At 55.1% G+C, this 18,030-nt stretch carries 16 protein-coding genes and 1 tRNA gene; 9 read left to right on the top strand and 8 right to left on the bottom strand.

Going from position 1 to position 18,030, the window contains the following annotated elements:
• The first annotated feature begins 46 nt into the window (after positions 1-46).
• Positions 47-1,492 carry a metalloprotease TldD gene (gene tldD, locus RTM06_RS12900; protein WP_061720201.1) on the top strand — a complete coding sequence of 482 codons (1,446 nt, stop codon included), beginning with the start codon at positions 47-49 and terminating at the stop codon, positions 1,490-1,492.
• 328 nt (positions 1,493-1,820) lie between these two features.
• On the opposite strand, the gene aaeR is transcribed toward tldD, so the two are convergent.
• Positions 1,821-2,738, bottom strand: a complete 918-nt coding sequence (aaeR, locus tag RTM06_RS12895) for an HTH-type transcriptional activator AaeR (RefSeq protein WP_008101977.1) — start codon at positions 2,736-2,738, stop codon at positions 1,821-1,823.
• A gap of 259 nt (positions 2,739-2,997) precedes the next feature.
• On the opposite strand from aaeR, the gene aaeX reads away from it, so the two are divergent.
• The 5 genes from aaeX to RTM06_RS12870 all read left to right on the top strand — a co-directional run bounded on the left by aaeX (position 2,998) and on the right by RTM06_RS12870 (position 7,966).
• On the top strand, positions 2,998-3,201 hold the full coding sequence (gene aaeX / locus RTM06_RS12890) for a p-hydroxybenzoic acid efflux pump operon protein AaeX (RefSeq protein WP_007891984.1): 204 nt from the start codon (positions 2,998-3,000) through the stop codon (positions 3,199-3,201).
• A 10-nt stretch (positions 3,202-3,211) separates the two neighbouring features.
• The gene (aaeA, locus tag RTM06_RS12885) at positions 3,212-4,141 is read left to right on the top strand and encodes a p-hydroxybenzoic acid efflux pump subunit AaeA (protein ID WP_008101975.1); all 930 of its coding nucleotides are present in this window, start codon (positions 3,212-3,214) and stop codon (positions 4,139-4,141) included.
• Positions 4,142-4,152: 11 nt separating this feature from the next.
• Positions 4,153-6,105, top strand: a complete 1,953-nt coding sequence (gene aaeB, locus RTM06_RS12880; RefSeq protein WP_256697601.1) for a p-hydroxybenzoic acid efflux pump subunit AaeB — start codon at positions 4,153-4,155, stop codon at positions 6,103-6,105.
• Between the two features lie 111 nt (positions 6,106-6,216).
• Complete coding sequence (locus tag RTM06_RS12875; RefSeq protein ID WP_312182645.1) at positions 6,217-7,671, top strand: NAD-dependent succinate-semialdehyde dehydrogenase; 1,455 nt, start codon at positions 6,217-6,219, stop codon at positions 7,669-7,671.
• Positions 7,672-7,696: 25 nt separating this feature from the next.
• Positions 7,697-7,966: a hypothetical protein gene (locus RTM06_RS12870; protein WP_036647722.1), complete on the top strand. Its 270-nt coding sequence runs from the start codon at positions 7,697-7,699 to the stop codon at positions 7,964-7,966.
• Positions 7,967-8,016: 50 nt separating this feature from the next.
• Here RTM06_RS12870 and yhcN (RTM06_RS12865) read toward each other — a convergent pair whose 3' ends face one another.
• The 4 genes from yhcN (RTM06_RS12865) to argR all read right to left on the bottom strand — a co-directional run bounded on the left by yhcN (RTM06_RS12865) (position 8,017) and on the right by argR (position 9,965).
• Complete coding sequence (yhcN, locus tag RTM06_RS12865) at positions 8,017-8,283, bottom strand: peroxide/acid stress response protein YhcN (protein ID WP_312182644.1); 267 nt, start codon at positions 8,281-8,283, stop codon at positions 8,017-8,019.
• A 102-nt stretch (positions 8,284-8,385) separates the two neighbouring features.
• Positions 8,386-8,652, bottom strand: a complete 267-nt coding sequence (locus RTM06_RS12860) for a YdgH/BhsA/McbA-like domain containing protein (protein ID WP_007891990.1) — start codon at positions 8,650-8,652, stop codon at positions 8,386-8,388.
• 89 nt (positions 8,653-8,741) lie between these two features.
• Complete coding sequence (yhcN, locus tag RTM06_RS12855) at positions 8,742-9,005, bottom strand: peroxide/acid stress response protein YhcN (protein WP_256697598.1); 264 nt, start codon at positions 9,003-9,005, stop codon at positions 8,742-8,744.
• 489 nt (positions 9,006-9,494) lie between these two features.
• The gene (gene argR, locus RTM06_RS12850) at positions 9,495-9,965 is read right to left on the bottom strand and encodes a transcriptional regulator ArgR (protein ID WP_008101964.1); all 471 of its coding nucleotides are present in this window, start codon (positions 9,963-9,965) and stop codon (positions 9,495-9,497) included.
• 424 nt (positions 9,966-10,389) lie between these two features.
• Here argR and mdh point away from each other — a divergent pair, with 424 nt between their 5' ends.
• On the top strand, positions 10,390-11,325 hold the full coding sequence (gene mdh / locus RTM06_RS12845) for a malate dehydrogenase (protein ID WP_097095873.1): 936 nt from the start codon (positions 10,390-10,392) through the stop codon (positions 11,323-11,325).
• A gap of 52 nt (positions 11,326-11,377) precedes the next feature.
• Here the strand turns inward: mdh and mscM are convergent, their stop codons facing one another.
• The 3 genes from mscM to rsgA form a co-directional block, all read right to left on the bottom strand.
• A complete protein-coding gene (gene mscM / locus RTM06_RS12840) occupies positions 11,378-14,713 on the bottom strand; it encodes a miniconductance mechanosensitive channel MscM (protein ID WP_312182640.1) in 3,336 nt (1,111 codons plus the stop codon).
• A 15-nt stretch (positions 14,714-14,728) separates the two neighbouring features.
• Positions 14,729-15,625, bottom strand: a complete 897-nt coding sequence (gene asd / locus RTM06_RS12835; RefSeq protein WP_256697595.1) for an archaetidylserine decarboxylase — start codon at positions 15,623-15,625, stop codon at positions 14,729-14,731.
• 93 nt (positions 15,626-15,718) lie between these two features.
• A complete protein-coding gene (gene rsgA, locus RTM06_RS12830; protein ID WP_256697594.1) occupies positions 15,719-16,762 on the bottom strand; it encodes a small ribosomal subunit biogenesis GTPase RsgA in 1,044 nt (347 codons plus the stop codon).
• A 103-nt stretch (positions 16,763-16,865) separates the two neighbouring features.
• On the opposite strand from rsgA, the gene orn reads away from it, so the two are divergent.
• Together orn and RTM06_RS12820 are read left to right on the top strand one after the other, a co-directional pair.
• A complete protein-coding gene (gene orn / locus RTM06_RS12825; protein ID WP_008101955.1) occupies positions 16,866-17,414 on the top strand; it encodes an oligoribonuclease in 549 nt (182 codons plus the stop codon).
• Positions 17,415-17,713: 299 nt separating this feature from the next.
• Positions 17,714-17,789 (top strand) — tRNA-Gly (locus RTM06_RS12820).
• The last annotated feature ends 241 nt before the right edge of the window (positions 17,790-18,030 follow it).

The raw sequence follows: 18,030 nt of genomic DNA, 5'->3' as shown, positions 1-18,030 counted from the left end.
ATTGCCGCAGGCTATGACTATCCGAGCACATAATGAGTGAGAAACGATGACTCTGAATCTGGTAAGTGAGCAGTTGCTAACTGCGAACAGCATTAATCAGCAGGACCTTTACTCCCTGTTAGGGCAGCTTTCAGAACGTCGTCTGGATTATGCCGATCTCTATTTCCAGTCCAGTTTCCACGAATCCTGGGTGCTGGAAGACAAAATTATCAAAGATGGTTCTTACCATATCGATCAGGGCGTGGGCGTCCGCGCCGTCAGCGGCGAGAAAACCGGTTTCGCCTACGCTGACCAGATTTCCCTGAATGCACTGCGTCAGTCGTCTGAAGCGGCGCGCAGCATCGTGCGTGAGCAAGGCAACGGCAAAGCGCACACCTTGTCGGCGGTCCTGAACCGTTCGCTGTATGCGCCCGTCAATCCGCTGGATAGCCTGACGCGTGAAGACAAAATTGCCCTGCTGCATCGCGTCGATAAAGTGGCACGCGCTGCCGATCCACGTGTGCAGGAAGTGAATGCCAGCCTGAGCGGCGTTTACGAACAAGTGCTGGTAGCCGCAACTGACGGCACGCTGGCGGCAGATATTCGTCCGCTGGTGCGTCTGTCCATCAGCGTGCAGGTCGAAGATCAAGGTAAACGCGAACGTGGCTCAAGCGGCGGCGGTGCGCGTACCGGTTATGAATTCTTCCTCGCCGACGAGAGCGGTGATGTGCGTGCCGATGCCTGGGCGCGTGAAGCGGTGCGCATGGCGCTGGTCAATCTTTCCGCCGTGGCGGCGCCCGCTGGCATGTTGCCGGTGGTGCTGGGCGCAGGCTGGCCGGGCGTGTTGCTGCATGAAGCGGTCGGGCATGGTCTGGAAGGTGACTTCAACCGTCGTGCGACATCGGTATTCAGCGGCAAAATGGGCCAGCTGGTGGCTTCAGAGCTGTGTACCGTGGTTGACGATGGCACCATTGAAGGTCTGCGCGGTTCGCTGGCAGTCGATGATGAAGGCGTGCCGGGCCAGTACAATATGCTGATTGAAAATGGCGTGCTGAAAGGCTATATGCAGGACAAGTTGAATGCGCGTCTGATGGGCGTCAATCCAACCGGCAACGGTCGCCGTGAATCTTACGCGCACCTGCCAATGCCGCGTATGACCAACACTTACATGCTGGCGGGTAAATCGACGCCGCAAGATATCATTGAAAGCGTGGAGTACGGCATTTACGCGCCGAACTTTGGTGGCGGCCAGGTTGATATCACCTCCGGCAAGTTTGTGTTCTCCACCTCAGAAGCTTACCTAATCGAGAAAGGCAAAGTGACTACGCCAGTCAAAGGTGCCACGCTGATTGGCTCTGGCATTGAAGCGATGCAGCAGATCTCGATGGTTGGCAACGATCTGGCGCTGGATAAAGGCGTCGGCGTATGCGGTAAAGAGGGACAAAGCGTGCCGGTTGGCGTGGGCCAGCCAACGCTGAAGCTGGATAAAATCACCGTAGGCGGCACCGCCTAAACTTGTAGGGTCGCCATTCATGGCGACCTTGGTGCGTCGCTGCCAGAACCACGCTGGGTTGTGGCGGTCCTCGCGCCGCTTACACGGTGCCTTCACGCCGTTCGGCAGCCTTACGGACCGGCTCAGACGGGGCTTCCTGCCCCGGCTTCGCCTTAAGCTCGCGTCCTGCGAGCTTATCCTGGCCGCCTCACTCTGTTCAGCGCTGCGGATTGCCACAACCCAGCGCGGCTCAGTCAGCTTTTCAACATTTGCAGTGTTAGATCAATTCACAGTTTTCACTATCCAGCAGCAGCAGACGTTGCAGCTACCGCTCTAAATACAAAACAAATCAACCCTTCCGATGCTGCTGATACTGCTGCGCCACCTGCTTAAAATACTCGGTCAGATAATCAATACAGACCTGCACTTTCAGCGGCAGCTTATCTTTCTCGGTATAGAGCGCATACACCGGGCGCGGCTCAGAGTGATATTGCGGGAACAGAATATCGATTTCCCCAGCGCTGATCTCATCAATCACCCACATCAACGGCACGTAGGCGATACCGCAACCTGCTTTCAGCCAGCGAATCAGCGTCTGCGAATCGTTGGTGACGAAACGGCCCTGCGGCGTCAGGCGCGTCACCAATCCTTCCGGCGCAACCAGTTCAAACGTGTTATCCGGTCGCACGCTGTATTCCAGCCAGGAAAAATTATCGATCTCGCCGGGCTTCTCTGGCGTGCCGTGCTGCGCCAGATAGCTCTTCGCTGCGCACACTACCATCGGCATCGCACCCAGCCGACGCGAGAACAAGTTCGAATCCTGTAACGCACCCACGCGCACCACCAAATCCAACCCGTTGGCGATCAGATCGGGTGCAGGAATGCCCGTCACCAGATTGACGCTCAAACCCGGATATTCGCGTAACATTTCGCTGGTCATCGCCGATAACACATTTTGCGCCATCGTTGATGAGCAGCCGATGCGTAGAATACCGATCGGCGTGTTGTTGAAGGCATACAGCTGCTCGTGCACCTGCGATGCCTCCGCTAACATGCGACGACAGCCCTGAAAATAGATCTTTCCTGCTTCGGTCAGACCAATGCTGCGCGTGCTGCGATTAAGCAATTTGACCTGTAATTCATCTTCCAGTTTGGCAACAATCTGGCTGATAGACGAAACGCTAAGCTGTAGCTGGCGCGCTGCGGCGGTAAATGAACCCAATTCAACCACTTTGGCGAAAATGGACATGCTTTTAAGTCGATCCATTGTTTACTCTGGCTAAAAAGTGATTTAGCTCACAATATGTAGAAAACGTATAGTCAAGCGCGTTACTATACGCGTCGCTGGGTCTCTTCACTGCACCTGTACATGGCTGTGTTAACCCGATGATACGCTATGATTAGCTCAACGCGGCCTGAATGTTGCCATCAGTTTATCCGTCATCCCCTGATCGTAAACCCAACGTGCCGCACGGCATGTGGGCAGGTATCGGTGCAATCCGGCAAGGTCGAACTAAGGATCCGAAATGAGTGTGCTTCCGGTATTTGTCGTATTCGGGCTGAGTTTTCCGCCCATCTTCGTTGAACTATTGGTTTCACTGGCGCTGTTCTGGCTGGTGAAACGCGTGCTGACGCCCAGCGGGATCTACGATCTGGTTTGGCATCCCGCACTGTTTAACACCGCGCTGTATTGCTGTGTGTTTTACCTTGTATCCCGTTTATTCGTCTGAGGTTCTTTAAGTGAAAGCGCTAATAAGAAAAATCGCGCGATACGCGATTACACTCCTGCTGGTTGTCATCGCCATCGTGATCATCTTCCGCGCGTGGGTGTTCTACACCGAATCACCGTGGACGCGTGATGCCAAATTCTCTGCCGATGTGGTGGCGATCTCGCCTGACGTCACCGGCATCATCACTGACGTGCCGGTGCACGACAACCAACTGGTGAAAAAAGGCGACACGCTGTTTGTGGTTGACCGTCCGCGCTACCAAAAAGCGCTGGATGAAGCCCAGGCGGATGTCGAATATTACCAGGCGTTGGTGAGTGAAAAACGCCGTGAAGCCACGCGTCGCAATCAGTTGGGGACCAGCGCGATGTCGCGTGAAGCGATTGAGCAATCCAACAACGATCTGCAAACCAGCGAGCATCAGTTGGCGAAGTCTGTTGCCACGCGCGATCTGGCGGTGATCGATCTCGATCGCACCACCATCAAAGCGCCATCTGACGGCTGGGTCACCAACCTTAATGTTTATCAGGGCGAATTTATTACGCGCGGTTCAGTCGCCGTGGCGCTGGTACAGCAGCACTCCTTCTATGTGCTGGCCTACATGGAAGAGACCAAGCTGGATGGCGTGCGTCCTGGCTTCCGCGCGCAAATCACGCCGTTGGGAAGCAACGCAGTGCTGCGCGGCACCGTCGACAGCATCGCGGCAGGCGTAACCAACAGCAGCAGCAGCAGCGACAGCAAAGGCATGGCGACCATCGACTCGAATCTTGAGTGGGTGCGTCTGGCGCAGCGTGTGCCGGTGCGTATTCGTCTTGATGAGCAACCGGGCAACCGCTTCCCGGCCGGTACCACCGCAACGGTGGTGATTACCGGTGCGCAGGATCGCGAAACCAAAGTCTCGCCGCTGGCGCAGTTGTTCAATCGCCTGCGTGAGTTTGGTTAAGCGAGGGCGATATGATTGAGTTTTTGCGTTTCCCGGTGAAGCTCACCTTCGCGCTGGTTGCAGCGTTGATGATTGGCTTTCACTTCAATCTGGAAACGCCGCGTTGGGCGGTGATGACCGCCGGCATCGTGGCCGGTGGTACCGCCTTTGCTGCGGGGGGCGATCCCTATTCTGGCGCACTGCGCTATCGCGGCATTCTGCGCATCATCGGAACCTTCATTGGCTGTATCGCCGCGCTCACCATCATGATTGCCACGGTGCGTGCGCCGGTGGTGATGCTGCTGCTGTGCTGTATGTGGGCTGGCATGTGCGTGTGGCTCTCTTCGCTGATCAAAGTCGAAAACTCCTATGCGCTCGGCCTTGCCGGTTACACCGCGCTGATCATCGTGGTCACGGCGGATGCCAGCGGTGGCTTAACGCTGGCTCCGCAGTTTGCGGTTGAGCGCTGCAGTGAAATCGTCATCGGTATTCTGTGTGCGATTCTCGCCGACATGCTGTTCTCGCCGCGTTCAATCAAAAAAGTGATTGAGCAGGAAGTGGATGCGCTGCTGGTGGCGCACTACAAACTGCTACAGCTGTGCGTAGCGCATGAAGATAAAGACGAAGTGGATAAAGCCTGGAGCGCGTTAGTGCGTCGCACCACGGCGCTCAACGGCATGCGCGGCCAACTGATGATGGAATCGTCACGCTGGAAAAACTCCAGCCGCCGCCTGCAAATGCTTAACACCTTATCGCTGACGCTGATTACCCAAGCCGCCGAAACCTTCCTGATTCAAAACTCGCGCCCGGAATACATTCCACCGCACTATCGTTTGCTGATCGAAAAAGAGGTCAACGACGTCAACGATGTGCATAAACGCATGAAGGTGATGCGTCGCTTGATTGGCGTAAGCAGCAAAACCGTGCCGGTGACGCTGGCGAGTTGGGTCGGCGCAGCCACCGAATATCTGCTGCTGATCAACGGCATCAAAAGCAACAGCCGCATCACCACGCTGGAAGAGAGCATTCTGCAGCGCGAAGTGGTGGTTCAGGCGCGATCCGCTGAAACCCATCACGCAATGATCAATGGTGTGCGTACCTTTGTCGCTACCGCGCTGGGTTCGCTGTTCTGGTTATATACCGGCTGGACATCGGGCAGCGGCTGCATGGTGATGCTGGCGGTGATTACCGCGCTGGCGATGCGTATGCCGAATCCGTTGATGATGGCGAAAGACTTCCTTTACGGCATGACGGTTGCGGTGCCGCTCGGCGCGCTTTACTTCATCTTTATTCTACCCGCGACCCAGCAAAGTGCGTTGCTGTTGTGTATCGCCATTGGCGCGCTGGGCTTTATCGGCGGCATCTTCGTGCAGCGCCGCCAGTTAGGTACGCTGGGCGCGCTGATTGGTACCATCAACGTGCTGGTACTGGATAACCCGATGAAGTTCGAGTTCAACGTGTTCCTTGATAACGTGTTGGGCCAGGTGATTGGCTGCTTTGTGGCGATGATGGTGATTCTGCTGATTCGTGATAAATCACGCGATCGTACCGGACGTAAGCTGCTAAACCGCTTTATGTATGCAGCAGTAGCCGCGCTCACCACCAATCAGGCGCGTCGTCGTGAGAACCACTTGCCGGCGCTGTATCAGCAACTGTTCTTGCTGCTTAATCTGTTCCCCGGCGATATCGATAAGTATCGTATCGCGCTGACGCTGATTATCGGCCATCAACGCCTGCGTAATGCCGAAGTGCCGGTGAATGCCGATCTCTCGGCTTATCACCGCCAGCTGCGCTCCACCGCCGATCGCATTATTTCGGCGACCAGCGATGACAAGCGCCGCTATTACTTCGAGCGGCTGTTGCAGGAGCTGGAGGTGTATCAGGAGAAGCTGCAGCATTATTCGGCACCTGATAACGTCACCGAACCGGTGAAACGTTTGGCGCTGATGCTGGATAAGTATCAGAACACCTTAATACAAATCTGAAACTGGCCGCTGCAACCTGCAGCGGCCTTTTAGATCCCACGCTGACACAAAAACCTCTGATATTGGCATCTATACTTTCCTGACAGGACGCAAACTGACAGGAGAAAACCGATGTCCACTTCCCTGCAACAACACGACTTATTCAAGACCGGCTATTTCGCTGATGGTCAGTGGCATAACGCCAGCGCGACCTTTGAGGTGACCAATCCCGCTACCGGCGAAGTCATCGCCAACGTAGCGAAAGCCGGCCAGCACGAAACCGAACAGGCGATTGCCGCCGCGCAGCGTGCATTTCCCGCCTGGCGCGACAAAACCGCCAAGGCGCGTGCCGACATCCTCAATCGCTGGTATCAGCTGATCATCGAGAACAAAAGCTGGCTCGGTCAGTTGATGACGGCCGAGCAGGGTAAACCGCTCAAAGAAGCCGAAGGTGAAGTGGAATACGCCGCCAGCTTTATTCAGTGGTTTGCCGAGCAGGCGAAACGCGCCAACGGTGAAATCATCCCGCCAGCTAAACCGGGCTCGCGCATTCTGGCGACGCGTGAACCAATTGGTGTAGTCGCAGCGATCACGCCGTGGAATTTCCCGATGGCGATGCTGACGCGCAAACTCGGTCCCGCGTTGGCTGCGGGCTGTACCGGCATTATTAAACCCGCGAATAACACGCCGCTGAGTGCCTTCGCGCTGCTGGCGCTGGCGCAGAAAGCCGGCGTCCCTGATGGCGTGCTCAATGCGGTGGCGGGCGACACGCATGCCATCAGCGACGCGATCATGGCCAGCAAAGCAGTACGCAAAATCTCCTTTACCGGTTCCACCGCGGTGGGCAAAACGCTGATGCGTAATGCCGCCGAAACCATGAAAAAAGTCTCGATGGAGTTAGGCGGCAACGCGCCTTATATCGTGTTTGATGATGCCGATATTGATGCGGCGGTGCAGGGCGCGATTGCCAACAAATTCCGCAACGCCGGACAGGTGTGCGTCAGCGTCAACCGCTTCTATGTGCATAACGCGGTGTACGATCGCTTCGTCAATCAGCTGGCCGATGCGGTGGGCAAACTCAAAGTCGGTAATGGCGTGGAAGAAGGCGTGATTGTTGGCCCGCTGATTGAGCAGTCTGCGCTGGAGAAAGTGGAAGAGCACGTCAAAGATGCGTTAAGCAAAGGCGGCAAATTGCTGGTCGGCGGCGAACGTCACCCTCTTGGCGGCAATTTCTGGCAACCGACGGTCATCGCTGAAGCGCATGAAGAGATGAAGCTGGCGCAGGAAGAGACGTTTGGTCCGGTTGCGGCCTGTTTCCGCTTTGACGATGAAGCCGAGGTGATTCAGCGCGCAAATAATACCGAATATGGCCTGGCGGCTTACTTCTATACGCAGAATTTGCAGCGGGTGTTCCGCGTCTCAGCGGCGCTGGAAGCGGGCATGATCGGTATTAATGAATGCGCGGTATCAACCGAGCTGGCACCGTTTGGCGGCGTGAAAGAATCCGGGCTGGGACGCGAAGGCTCGGTATTGGGGATGGAAGAGTATCTGGAAGTCAAAGCGTTGCACCTCGGCGGACTCAGCTAGCCGCGACAACTAAGAGGGCGTCATGATGAGAACCGAGCGTTTCGATTTCGACGAGATTGTCGATCAAGCCCATTTTTATCGACAGTTTAGCGATCGTTTTGCGCTAGCCGATCTCGCCATCAACGATCTTGACGATCTTTGGGATGCGATTGTGGGTGAGCAACTGCCGTTGCCGCTGGAGATTGAGTTTGTAAATCTGGGGAAAGGGCAGAAACGCCGGTATGGCGCATTGATCCTGCTATTTGATGAAGCAGAAGAGGAGCTGGAAGGCCAGCTCCGCTTCAATATAAAGTAAAAAGGGCCCCGGCGAGCGGGGCCAAAGGGTTCGTCTTAATTGACGAGGAATTACTTATACAGCTCAGCTGTCACGTGATAGCTGTCGCCGGTTTTCGCTTCAATCACTTTGTAAGCGCTGGCACCTTGCTCATCCGCTTTCTGAGAAAGCTCGGCACGAAAATCCATTGGCGAACCGCCGGTTCCGCTGATTGAAATAGTGCTGCCGGTAGGTTGCAGATTCTGCGCCTGTTGTTCAGTCACCAACTGTGCTGCAGAAGCACCAAAGGCGAACAGGGACAGCAGGGTTGCAGTTGCGATGGTTGTTTTGATTTTCATAATTTTCTCCTCGTTTAATCAACAACCTGCGGCAGAAAAGGGGGAGGCGGGTCGTCGATCTATTGCCTGGCGCCTTCAAGGCGCCGGACGTTCAATTAGTGATTATTTGTAGAGTTCAGCAGTGACGTGGAAGGTATCACCACGATTGCTTTCAATGATGCGGTAGTGGCTGGCACCCTGCGCATCAGCTTTCTGTGACAGTTCCTGACGAACGTTAGTCTGGTCGCCGTCAACACCGCTCACGCTGATGGTTTGGTTCAAGGATTGCAGCTGTTCAGCTTGTTGGTTTGAAACCAGGCTTGCGGCGCTGGCACCAAAAGAAAGAACTGAAGCCAGGCCCAGTACTGCGATAGCTAATTTGGTTTTCATGATTCACTCTCCTGAAATTGGGTCGGCAACCTGAGAGGCAAAAGCGTCTCAAACGGGTCGCCGTTCACATTGCGTCTTAAGTCAGTAACTTATTTATACAGCTCAGCGGTTGCGTGGTAGCTGTCACCGGTATTCGCTTCGATCACGCGGTAAGCTTTCGCACCTTGCTGATCGGCTTTATCGTTTAACTGCTGACGGATATCCATTGGAGAACCGCCCACGCCGCTGACGCTAATGGTGCCTGCGGGTTGCAGATTCGCTGCCTGTTCGGCGTTAATAGAATCTGCTGCAAAAGCACCAAATGACAGGGCAGAGAGAACACTCAAAGTCGCGATAGTAGTTTTAACGTTCATGATATTTTTCCTCGTCGTCTATTTTTATCTTTTTCTTTCGTGTGATTTGCATCACGAAAACAAGTATAGATCTAATCACCCAGGAAATTAATACCGAGCTAATAATGTTTGGTTGTAATTCTTTATCCTTATGGCACTTTTTTAGAACCTGAAGTTATAAAAAACGCCTGGATCTTAACCATTGATGGTTATTTAGCCGTAAAAACAATGATCTACATCAAATTATCTTTTAGTGCGAAAGATCATGGTTGATCTCGCTGGCTGATACGCAGAGGGAAGGGAATAGCACTGAGCACGATGTGTAAAGCAGTGTAAAATAGCGCATAAGGTTAAGCAGGCGCAAAGGTCGTACCAATCTGTTAGCCTGAAAAGAACCGCTAAGCATATGGATAACTTATTATTTACCAAGGGGTTTGTAACAGGTTGGTTACGGATGAAGCGGGAAGGGCAAGATAACCGGCAGAGGATCTGCCGGTATGCAGCAGGGTTTTATAGCTCTTGTTCGAATAAAACCAGAATCGCGTCGTACAGCTGTTTGACTGAGAAGGTGCGCGCAGGGGTAATAAAGATGGTGTCATCACCGGCGATGGTGCCGAGAATCCCTTCCGCTTTACCCAGCGAATCCAGCAGACGCGCAATCAGCTGCGCAGCGCCCGGGCTGGTGTGAATCACCACTAACGCATCGTTGTAATCGATATCCAGCACCAGATTCTTCAGCGGGCTGGTGGTGGTGGGTACGCCGAGTTCAGCTGGCAGGCAGTAAACCATTTCCATCTTGGCGTTACGCGTACGCACCGCGCCGAACTTGGTCAGCATGCGAGAAACTTTGGACTGATTGATATTCTCGAAGCCGTCTTCCTGCAGCGCCTGCACGATTTCGCCCTGGGAGCTGAATTTCTCTTCCTTCAATAAGGCTTTAAACGCCTTAATCAAGTCGTCTTGTTTCGATGGGTTTCGCATAAGCTACCAATTAAAAGAGGGTTGCAGAGGGCAACAGGCCCACGGCAGATAAATTATTATGCATTTAGATGAATTTTTATGCAATAAGTCTGATGAGAGAATCGCGGTAATGACCTGCGGGGCGGGCATAATAACAGAATATGATGTCGCACCAAAATCGCGGGTGGGCGCGCAAAGCGAAGGTTGCAAAGTTGTTATATTATTGAGGTGGTAACAACAATATCGATGATCATTGCCGTCCATTGTCTTCTGGCTGCGAATGAATCATTCAGGCGACTTCTGAAGTGGAGATGTCTCGGGAGCCGATTGCGGCGTAGTGTTAAGTGCGCGACAGGTTTAGTCGCTATCGCCTGAGAAGTTGATTAAACTCGTAACCTGATGGATTTTCGGCATATCTCTGCCCCACCTTAATAAGGAGTTCAGGATGAAAGTTGCCGTTCTCGGTGCCGCTGGCGGCATAGGCCAGGCGCTCGCACTGCTGCTCAAAACGCAATTACCCGCAGGCTCAGCTCTCTCACTTTACGATATCGCCCCGGTAACGCCGGGTGTGGCGGTCGATCTCAGTCACATCCCAACGGCAGTCACCGTGGAAGGGTTTAGCGGTGAAGATGCGACGCCTGCGCTGCATGGTGCCGATGTGGTGCTGATCTCTGCAGGTGTGGCACGTAAGCCGGGCATGGATCGCGCCGACCTGTTTAACGTTAACGCCGGTATCGTGCGTAACCTGATTGAACAGGTTGCCAGCACGGCGCCGAAAGCGCTGATTGGCGTGATCACCAATCCAGTCAACACCACCGTGGCGATTGCGGCCGAAGTGCTGAAGAAAGCTGGCGTGTATGACAAGAATCGCCTGTTTGGTGTTTCCACCCTCGATATCATCCGCGCTAATACCTTTGTCGCGGCGCTGAAAGGCAAGCAGCCTAACGAGATTGAAGTGCCGGTGGTTGGCGGGCATTCAGGCGTAACCATTCTGCCGCTGCTGTCGCAGGTAAAAGGCGTGAGCTTCAGCGAGCAGGAAGTGGCGGATCTCACCAAACGTATTCAGAACGCGGGCACCGAAGTGGTGGAAGCCAAAGCCGGTGGCGGATCGGCAACGCTGTCGATGGGACAAGCGGCGGCCCGTTTTGGCCTGTCATTGATTCGCGCCCTGCAAGGTGAAGCCAACGTCGTGGAGTGCGCATATGTGGAAGGCGATGGCGAATATGCCCGCTTCTTCTCGCAGCCGCTGCTGCTGGGCAAAAACGGTATTGTTGAGCGCCGTCCGCTGGGTACGCTGAGTGCCTTTGAACAGCAGGCGCTGAACGGCATGTTGGAAACGCTGAAGAAAGATATCGCGCAGGGCGAAGAGTTTGTGAAGTGATCGGCTCTGAGCAGCAATAAAAAACGCCCGGCAATTGCCGGGCGTTTTGTTTTTATAAGCCGCCAGATTTGAAGGTCTTATTGGCGGGCGCGCCGTTGCTGGCGGGATTTTGTTTTCCTAGCGTCTCCATGCGTACCTGGAACGGCGGGAATGGCATCTCAATGCCGTGCTCCTCAAAGCCGCGCAGAATCAGCTGATGCAGTTCATGGCGCAGCGGCATGCGATGTCCCATCTCCGCCGCATGCACGCGCAGTTCAAACAGCTGAATACCTTGCTGCAAATCGACAAGGAACACATCCGGCGCCGGCATATCCAGCACGTAGGTGCAGCGATCGGCCGCCTGTTTAAGAATGTTGGTCACTTCATCACTGTTGACTCTGGCTGGCGCCGGAATCGTCAGCACTACACGCGTCACCGAATCCGATAGCGACCAGTTTACGAACTGCTCCGTAATGAAGGCTTTGTTCGGCACGATGATCTCTTTGCGATCCCAATCAGTGATGGTGGTGGCGCGCGTGTTGATACGGGTGATGCTACCGGTCAAATCGCGAATGGTTACGGTATCGCCGATACGGATCGGTTTCTCAAACAGGATAATCAGGCCAGAGATAAAGTTGGCGAAAATCTCCTGCATCCCGAAGCCCAAACCCAGACCTAACGCAGCAACCAGCCACTGCAGCTTCGACCACTCAATGCCCATCATCGAGAAGCCAATCAAGCCGCCAATCAGCATCAACGCATACTTGGTCAAGGTGGCAATGGCGTAGCCGGTGCCCGGTGCCAGGCTGAGATGCTGTAACAGCGCCAGCTCCAGCAGCGCGGGCATATTGCGCACCAGCTGCGTGGTGATAATCAGCACCAGAATCGCAATCAGCACCGCACCCAGCGTAATCGCCTGCACGCTATCAACGCCCTGAATGGTGGTGCTGGCATTCCACAGCGGAATGTTATCGAGGAAACTAAACGCCGAGTGAATTTCTGACCACAGCACAATCACCGAAACCAGCGCGATCAGCGTCAGGATTGAACGTACCAGACGCAGCGACTGCGCGCTGATCTCATCGAGATCAATGCTTGGCTCATCGATTTCGATGGTGTCGGCATTCGCCGGCATCGATTGCTCTTTCTCTTCTTCACTGCGCGCGCGGTTGGCCAGCATATCGGCACGACGCTGACGTGCACGGTCAAAGGCGATGCGGCGGCGCTGAATCAGCATCCAGCGGCGGATAATGTGATACACCACCAACAGGAAGAACCAGATACCCACCGAGGTTTCCAGACGCGCCAGCAACGCCTGCGCGGTGGCGAGATAACCGATGCAGGAGGCGAGGGCAGCAACCAGCGGCAGGGCGATCATCAGGTTCCACAAAATGCGGTTTACAAAGTTATCGCCGTTGCCCTCTTTATCCAGATAGAGCGGAATACCGGCGCGTTTCAGGCTAACGGTAACGATGCTCAGCGCGCCACAAATCAGGATGAAGCATACGCGACCCAGCGTGCCGGAGAATTGCGGATCGTCGAGGTTTGCAAAGGCGATCAGCAGCATGATCAGCGGCACAATCAGCCCAACCGACAGCGAGTAATAGCGCATCGCACGCGCCACGCGCGCTTGCGGCCAGCGGAAGTGCACCACAAACAAGCCATCGGGGCGCGCAAAGGCGGCGCTGATCATAAAGGCCCACAGCAGCGGCAGCGTGGCGGTGATGCCATCGCCAATCGCCACGGCGAACGGATAAGGCCAGGCATGCTGTAAACCGTAACCGAGCGCGGCCCACAGCACCGGCAGCGGCACCGCCACCAGAATCGACCAAAATACCGTGCGCAGCGTCAGGCTAAAGCGGTCCTGCGTGACTTTGCCGACGCGGCTGGCGGAGCGCTCCATAAAGGCGTTGTAATGACGACGCGAACTGATGCTGAAGCCTACCAGCAGTACCGCACCAATAATCGGCAACACGGTTTCGCGATTGGTAAACATCATCGCCAGCGCTTTACCGAGCTGACCCGCCGTATCCAGCGACAGCAGACGCTTAAGGTCCTGCGCCATCTCGACCGGGAAATTCAGGCCGATGGTGTTGACGTCGGCGGTCCAGAACAGATAGCGATGCGTCGCATCTTTAACTTCGGCTAAGGCATCCTGCAGCTGCGTATTGGAAACTTTGAGCTTGGTGATTTCCAGAATCAGCGTATCGCAACCGGAAATCAATGAATTCAGCAGTTCGCGCTGGGTTTTGAGTTGCGCTTCGAGGATGCGCACCTGATCGCTGCTGAACGGCGTGCCATCATCCTGCTTGGCTTTACGCAGATCCTGCTGGCGCTCGAGCAGATCTTCATAATGCAGACGCTGCACGCGCAGCTGGCCCATTTCGCTGTCGATCTGCTGAGATTTCGGCATCTCGGGCAGACGCGCGACCTGCGCGCGCAGGGCTTCACCCAACAGATTGGACGCGCCCAGCCATTGCGACTGCTCACGCAGCGTGCTCAGCGCCTGACGCACCTGCAAAGTCTGATTGGTGGCGAGACGCTGCTGCGAGGCAACTAAATCCATGCGCTGCGCTTGTTGGTTGAGGTCAGCGGAGAGTTCGCGGTTAACGCGGAACTGATCGCTGATCGAGCTCGGCAGATCGCCGCTGTTTTCGGCCAGCTGCTCGGTACGCTCCAGCGCCAGTTCAGCTTCACGTTGGCGCTGGTTGTTGAGTTGATTGCGCAGCGCCTGCAGATAGTTATCCAGCTGGGTGGCTTTGCGCTGATGTACTTCGGCGCGCATACGTGCCAGTTCCTGACGGTTATTCGCTGATAGCTGTGCCAGCTCTAACTCGTCCACGCGCGCTTTGTTGGCAGCATTTTCCGCCTGACGTGCGTATACCTGTGCCTGCGCCAGCGGCGTGGTGGCTGTCGAGGAACTCTGCGCGCGGCGATCGCTTTCGGTCATCGCCCGGCGTGCGTCGGTTTGTTGCTGTGGCAGCTGCGACAGTGAATCGCTAATTTCGCGCGCGCGATCCTGCTCCTGCTGTGCCTGACGGCCTTCCTCCAGCAGCTGGCTGCTGACCTGCAACAGCTCCTGATCCAGCTCGGCGCTGCTCATATTACTGCGCACCGCCTTGCTGCTGTCCGTCAGCGTGGCGATCTGCTGACGTAATTCACGCGCCAGGCGCGGGAAATCATCAATCACCTGCTGATACTGCTTCGCGCGTGCCAGCGACTCATCGCGCTCGTTGAGGAAGTTGATCGCCGCTTCCAGCGCCTGTACCTGTTCGGTTTGCGCGGGGGAGCTTTTTGCGGATTTAGCCGCATCCAGTTCCTGCTTAAGCTGGCTGGATTGCGGAACGGTGGCTGCAAATGCAGAACTGCTGAGCACAAGGCTCAGCAGCAGGGAGAGGAGAACACGCACGGGAGAGGTTCCGGGTTATTTGCTAAGTGAGACGCTGTCGCCAGGCTGAGGCAGGGCGATGGCCAGCGGCTGACCGAGACGGGTTTTGCTTTCGGCTTCAAGGCTTTCCGCCAGCTTCACGCGATTCGGCGCGAACAGGTTGATCACCGTTGAACCCAACTTGAAGCGACCCATTTCCTGGCCTTTCAGCAGCACCACCGCACCGTCATGATCGGCAGACGGATAGCGCCAGCGTTTGATTACACCTTCGCGCGGTGGCGTGATGGTGCCCGCCCACACAGTTTCGATGCTGCCGACAATGGTGGCACCGACAAGGATCTGCACCATCGGGCCATGATCGGTATCGAATACGCAGATCACGCGCTCGTTGCGCGCAAACAGATTTGGGATGTTACGCGCGGTCAGCGGATTGACCGAGTAGAGATCGCCAGGCACATAGATCATTTCGCGCAGGACACCATTACACGGCATGTGTACGCGGTGATAATCGCGCGGGGCGAGGTAAGTGGTAACGAACTCGCCGTCATGGAACTGATCCGCCAGATCGTCGTTACCGGCCAGCAGCGCCTGCAGGCTGTAAGTGTGGCCTTTAGCCTGGAAGATCTGATCGCCGGCAATGCGGCCCAGCTGGCTGATCGCGCCATCGGCGGGCAGCGCCAGTAAAGAGGCGTCAGGATCGACAGGACGCGCGCCCTCTTTTAACGGACGCACGAAGAAATCATTGAAGGTGCGGTAGCTGCCGGTATGTGGCTTGCTGGCTTCTGCCATATCCACTTTGTAGTACCAGACAAATATGTCGATGACCGCTTTAGTGAGCCAGCCACCACGACGGCTGGCGCCCCAACCGGCGAGTTCGGTGAGCCCTTTTTTGGGCAAAATATGATTCAGGCCGAGTTTAAAACGATCAAACACCGTTGCCTCCTGGCTTAATTACGTATCGTTAACAAAAAGGGGGGCGGATTGTAGCAGCGCCCCAGCGCGTTGGCGAATGTGCCGTTGTACTGCTTAATCCGCGTCGGAGGAAAAGTTTTTACGCGTCTTTACCTGCGCCATACTTTCCAGAATTCGGTGGTAGTTATCGAAGCGCGAGATGTCGATCTTGCCTTCTTCTACCGCTTCGCGGATGGCGCAGCCCGGATCGGTATCGTGCTTACAGTCGCGGAAACGGCAACTGCCCAGGAATTCACGGAATTCGACAAATCCGCGCGTCACTTGTTCCGGCTCAAGATGCCATAAACCAAACTCTCGCACGCCAGGTGAATCGATCACATCGCCGCCCGCCGGAAAGTGATAAAGGCGCGAGGCGGTGGTGGTGTGCTGACCCAAACCGGAGACGTTCGACACATCGTTAGTCAGAATTTCCGCCGCCACATCCAGGCCAAGCAGGTTATTCAACAGGCTCGATTTGCCTACGCCCGATTGACCGGCAAAGATGCTGACGCGGCCGGTTAAGGCACTTTCCAGTTCAACCAAACCATCTTTGGCGTGGCTGGAAACCATCAATACGCGATAACCAATATTGCGATAGATCTCCATCTGCTCATCAACAAACGCGCGGCCTTCGGTATCCAAAAGATCGGTTTTGTTGAGCACCAGTAGCGGTTCCACGCCGAGCGTTTCGCTGGCGACCAGATAGCGATCGATAATGTTGAGCGACAGTTCCGGCAGGATCGCCGAAACAATAATGATCTGATCGATGTTGGCGGCAATCGGTTTCACGCCGTCATAGAAGTCTGGGCGCGTTAGTACCGTTTTGCGGTCATGTACCGCTTCGACGATCCCTTTACCGCCGCCAATCGCGACGCGCCACAAAACGCGATCGCCGGTGACCAGCGAGCGAATGGTGCGGCGGATGTTACAGCGATGCACAACGCCTTCGCTATCTTCCACGTCTGCGTGCATGCCGAAACGGCTGATCACCACGCCATCAGCCGCTTCCCCAAACAGGCTATCATCCGGCTCCGGCTTATCGCTCCGTTGCTGCAGACGACGCTGATGGTTGGCGCTTACGCGACGTTGTTGACCTTTCGACAGTTTGTTTTTACTCACGCATCCTCTCACGGCTTTCGCCAGGCTTCGCCCTGCTGGGCAAAACGTCTATGATACACCTGAAACGAGTTTAATGACGACTTTGGCAACAAGCGGGAAACGCATGACAGCTGGAAATGAAAACAACCTGATTTGGATCGACCTCGAAATGACCGGATTAGATCCGGAGCGCGATCGCATTATTGAGATCGCCACCATCGTGACCGATGCCAACCTGAACATCCTGGCAGAAGGTCCGGTGTTCGCGGTGCATCAATCTGACGAGCAGCTGGCGTTGATGGATGACTGGAACGTGCGCACGCACACCAATAGCGGATTGGTGGCGCGTGTTAAAGCCAGCGAGCATGACGACCGTGCAGCAGAATTGGCCACCATCGAGTTCCTGAAGCAGTGGGTGCCGGCGAATACCTCGCCGATTTGCGGCAACAGTATTGGTCAGGATCGTCGCTTCCTGTTTAAGTACATGCCTGAATTGGAAGCCTATTTCCACTATCGCTATCTTGACGTCAGCACGCTGAAAGAGCTGGCGCGTCGCTGGAAACCCGATATTTTGCCAGGCTTCAAAAAGTCCGGTAGCCATCAGGCACTGGATGACATTCGCGAGTCCGTCGCCGAGCTGGCGTACTATCGCGAACACTTCCTGCAGCTTTAATCGCCAGTGGGTGCGCAGGAAATCATCAGGTTGTCGATAAAAGCAGCGAACGCGCGGAAAGCGCAAAATTTTGCTTTTAGACTCTTGCGACTGAAAGGATTTCTCGTATAATGCGCACCCCGTACCGGTGAAGAATTTGATTCGGAATTCGGAACGGAGAAGTAAAACGAAGTTCAGAATCGAGCATGTTTGTTTGATGCAAGGCGGCAACTGAACGAGTCATAGCGAGCTTACATCAGTAAGTGACCTGTGCGAGTGTAGGCAGCCAACGCAGCAGCAAATAAACAGGCAAAGATTATGCGGGAATAGCTCAGTTGGTAGAGCACGACCTTGCCAAGGTCGGGGTCGCGAGTTCGAGTCTCGTTTCCCGCTCCAGAGTTTGTAGTAAACCATCCAAATCACGGATTTAGTCGTTAGCGTGATTGTTGTGACAAAAATACGAAGATGCAGAATCGAGTATTTTCGTTTGCAACAAGGCGGCAACTGAACGAATCCCTGGGAGCTTACATCAGTAAGTGACCTGGGTGAGCGAAGGCAGCCAACGCAGTAGCAGACTAAAATACGAAGATTATGCGGGAATAGCTCAGTTGGTAGAGCACGACCTTGCCAAGGTCGG

It is taken from the genome of Pantoea sp. CTOTU46764 (assembly GCF_031974595.1).
Classification (GTDB): Bacteria; Pseudomonadota; Gammaproteobacteria; order Enterobacterales; family Enterobacteriaceae; genus Pantoea; species Pantoea trifolii.
Note: the sequence above shows the minus strand (reverse complement) of the source record. Positions and strands in the feature narration are given on the sequence as shown.

What these genes read in the sequence shown, in the direction of transcription:
- RTM06_RS12875 (WP_312182645.1), top strand. Translation starts at nt 6,217, where the DNA reads ATGTCCACTTCCCTGCAACAACACGACTTATTCAAGACCGGCTATTTC.
- mdh (WP_097095873.1), top strand. Translation starts at nt 10,390, where the DNA reads ATGAAAGTTGCCGTTCTCGGTGCCGCTGGCGGCATAGGCCAGGCGCTC.
- argR (WP_008101964.1), bottom strand. Translation starts at nt 9,965, where the DNA reads ATGCGAAACCCATCGAAACAAGACGACTTGATTAAGGCGTTTAAAGCC.
- tldD (WP_061720201.1), top strand. Translation starts at nt 47, where the DNA reads ATGACTCTGAATCTGGTAAGTGAGCAGTTGCTAACTGCGAACAGCATT.
- aaeR (WP_008101977.1), bottom strand. Translation starts at nt 2,738, where the DNA reads ATGGATCGACTTAAAAGCATGTCCATTTTCGCCAAAGTGGTTGAATTG.
- RTM06_RS12870 (WP_036647722.1), top strand. Translation starts at nt 7,697, where the DNA reads ATGAGAACCGAGCGTTTCGATTTCGACGAGATTGTCGATCAAGCCCAT.
- orn (WP_008101955.1), top strand. Translation starts at nt 16,866, where the DNA reads ATGACAGCTGGAAATGAAAACAACCTGATTTGGATCGACCTCGAAATG.
- yhcN (WP_256697598.1), bottom strand. Translation starts at nt 9,005, where the DNA reads ATGAACGTTAAAACTACTATCGCGACTTTGAGTGTTCTCTCTGCCCTG.
- RTM06_RS12860 (WP_007891990.1), bottom strand. Translation starts at nt 8,652, where the DNA reads ATGAAAACCAAATTAGCTATCGCAGTACTGGGCCTGGCTTCAGTTCTT.
- yhcN (WP_312182644.1), bottom strand. Translation starts at nt 8,283, where the DNA reads ATGAAAATCAAAACAACCATCGCAACTGCAACCCTGCTGTCCCTGTTC.
- aaeX (WP_007891984.1), top strand. Translation starts at nt 2,998, where the DNA reads ATGAGTGTGCTTCCGGTATTTGTCGTATTCGGGCTGAGTTTTCCGCCC.
- aaeB (WP_256697601.1), top strand. Translation starts at nt 4,153, where the DNA reads ATGATTGAGTTTTTGCGTTTCCCGGTGAAGCTCACCTTCGCGCTGGTT.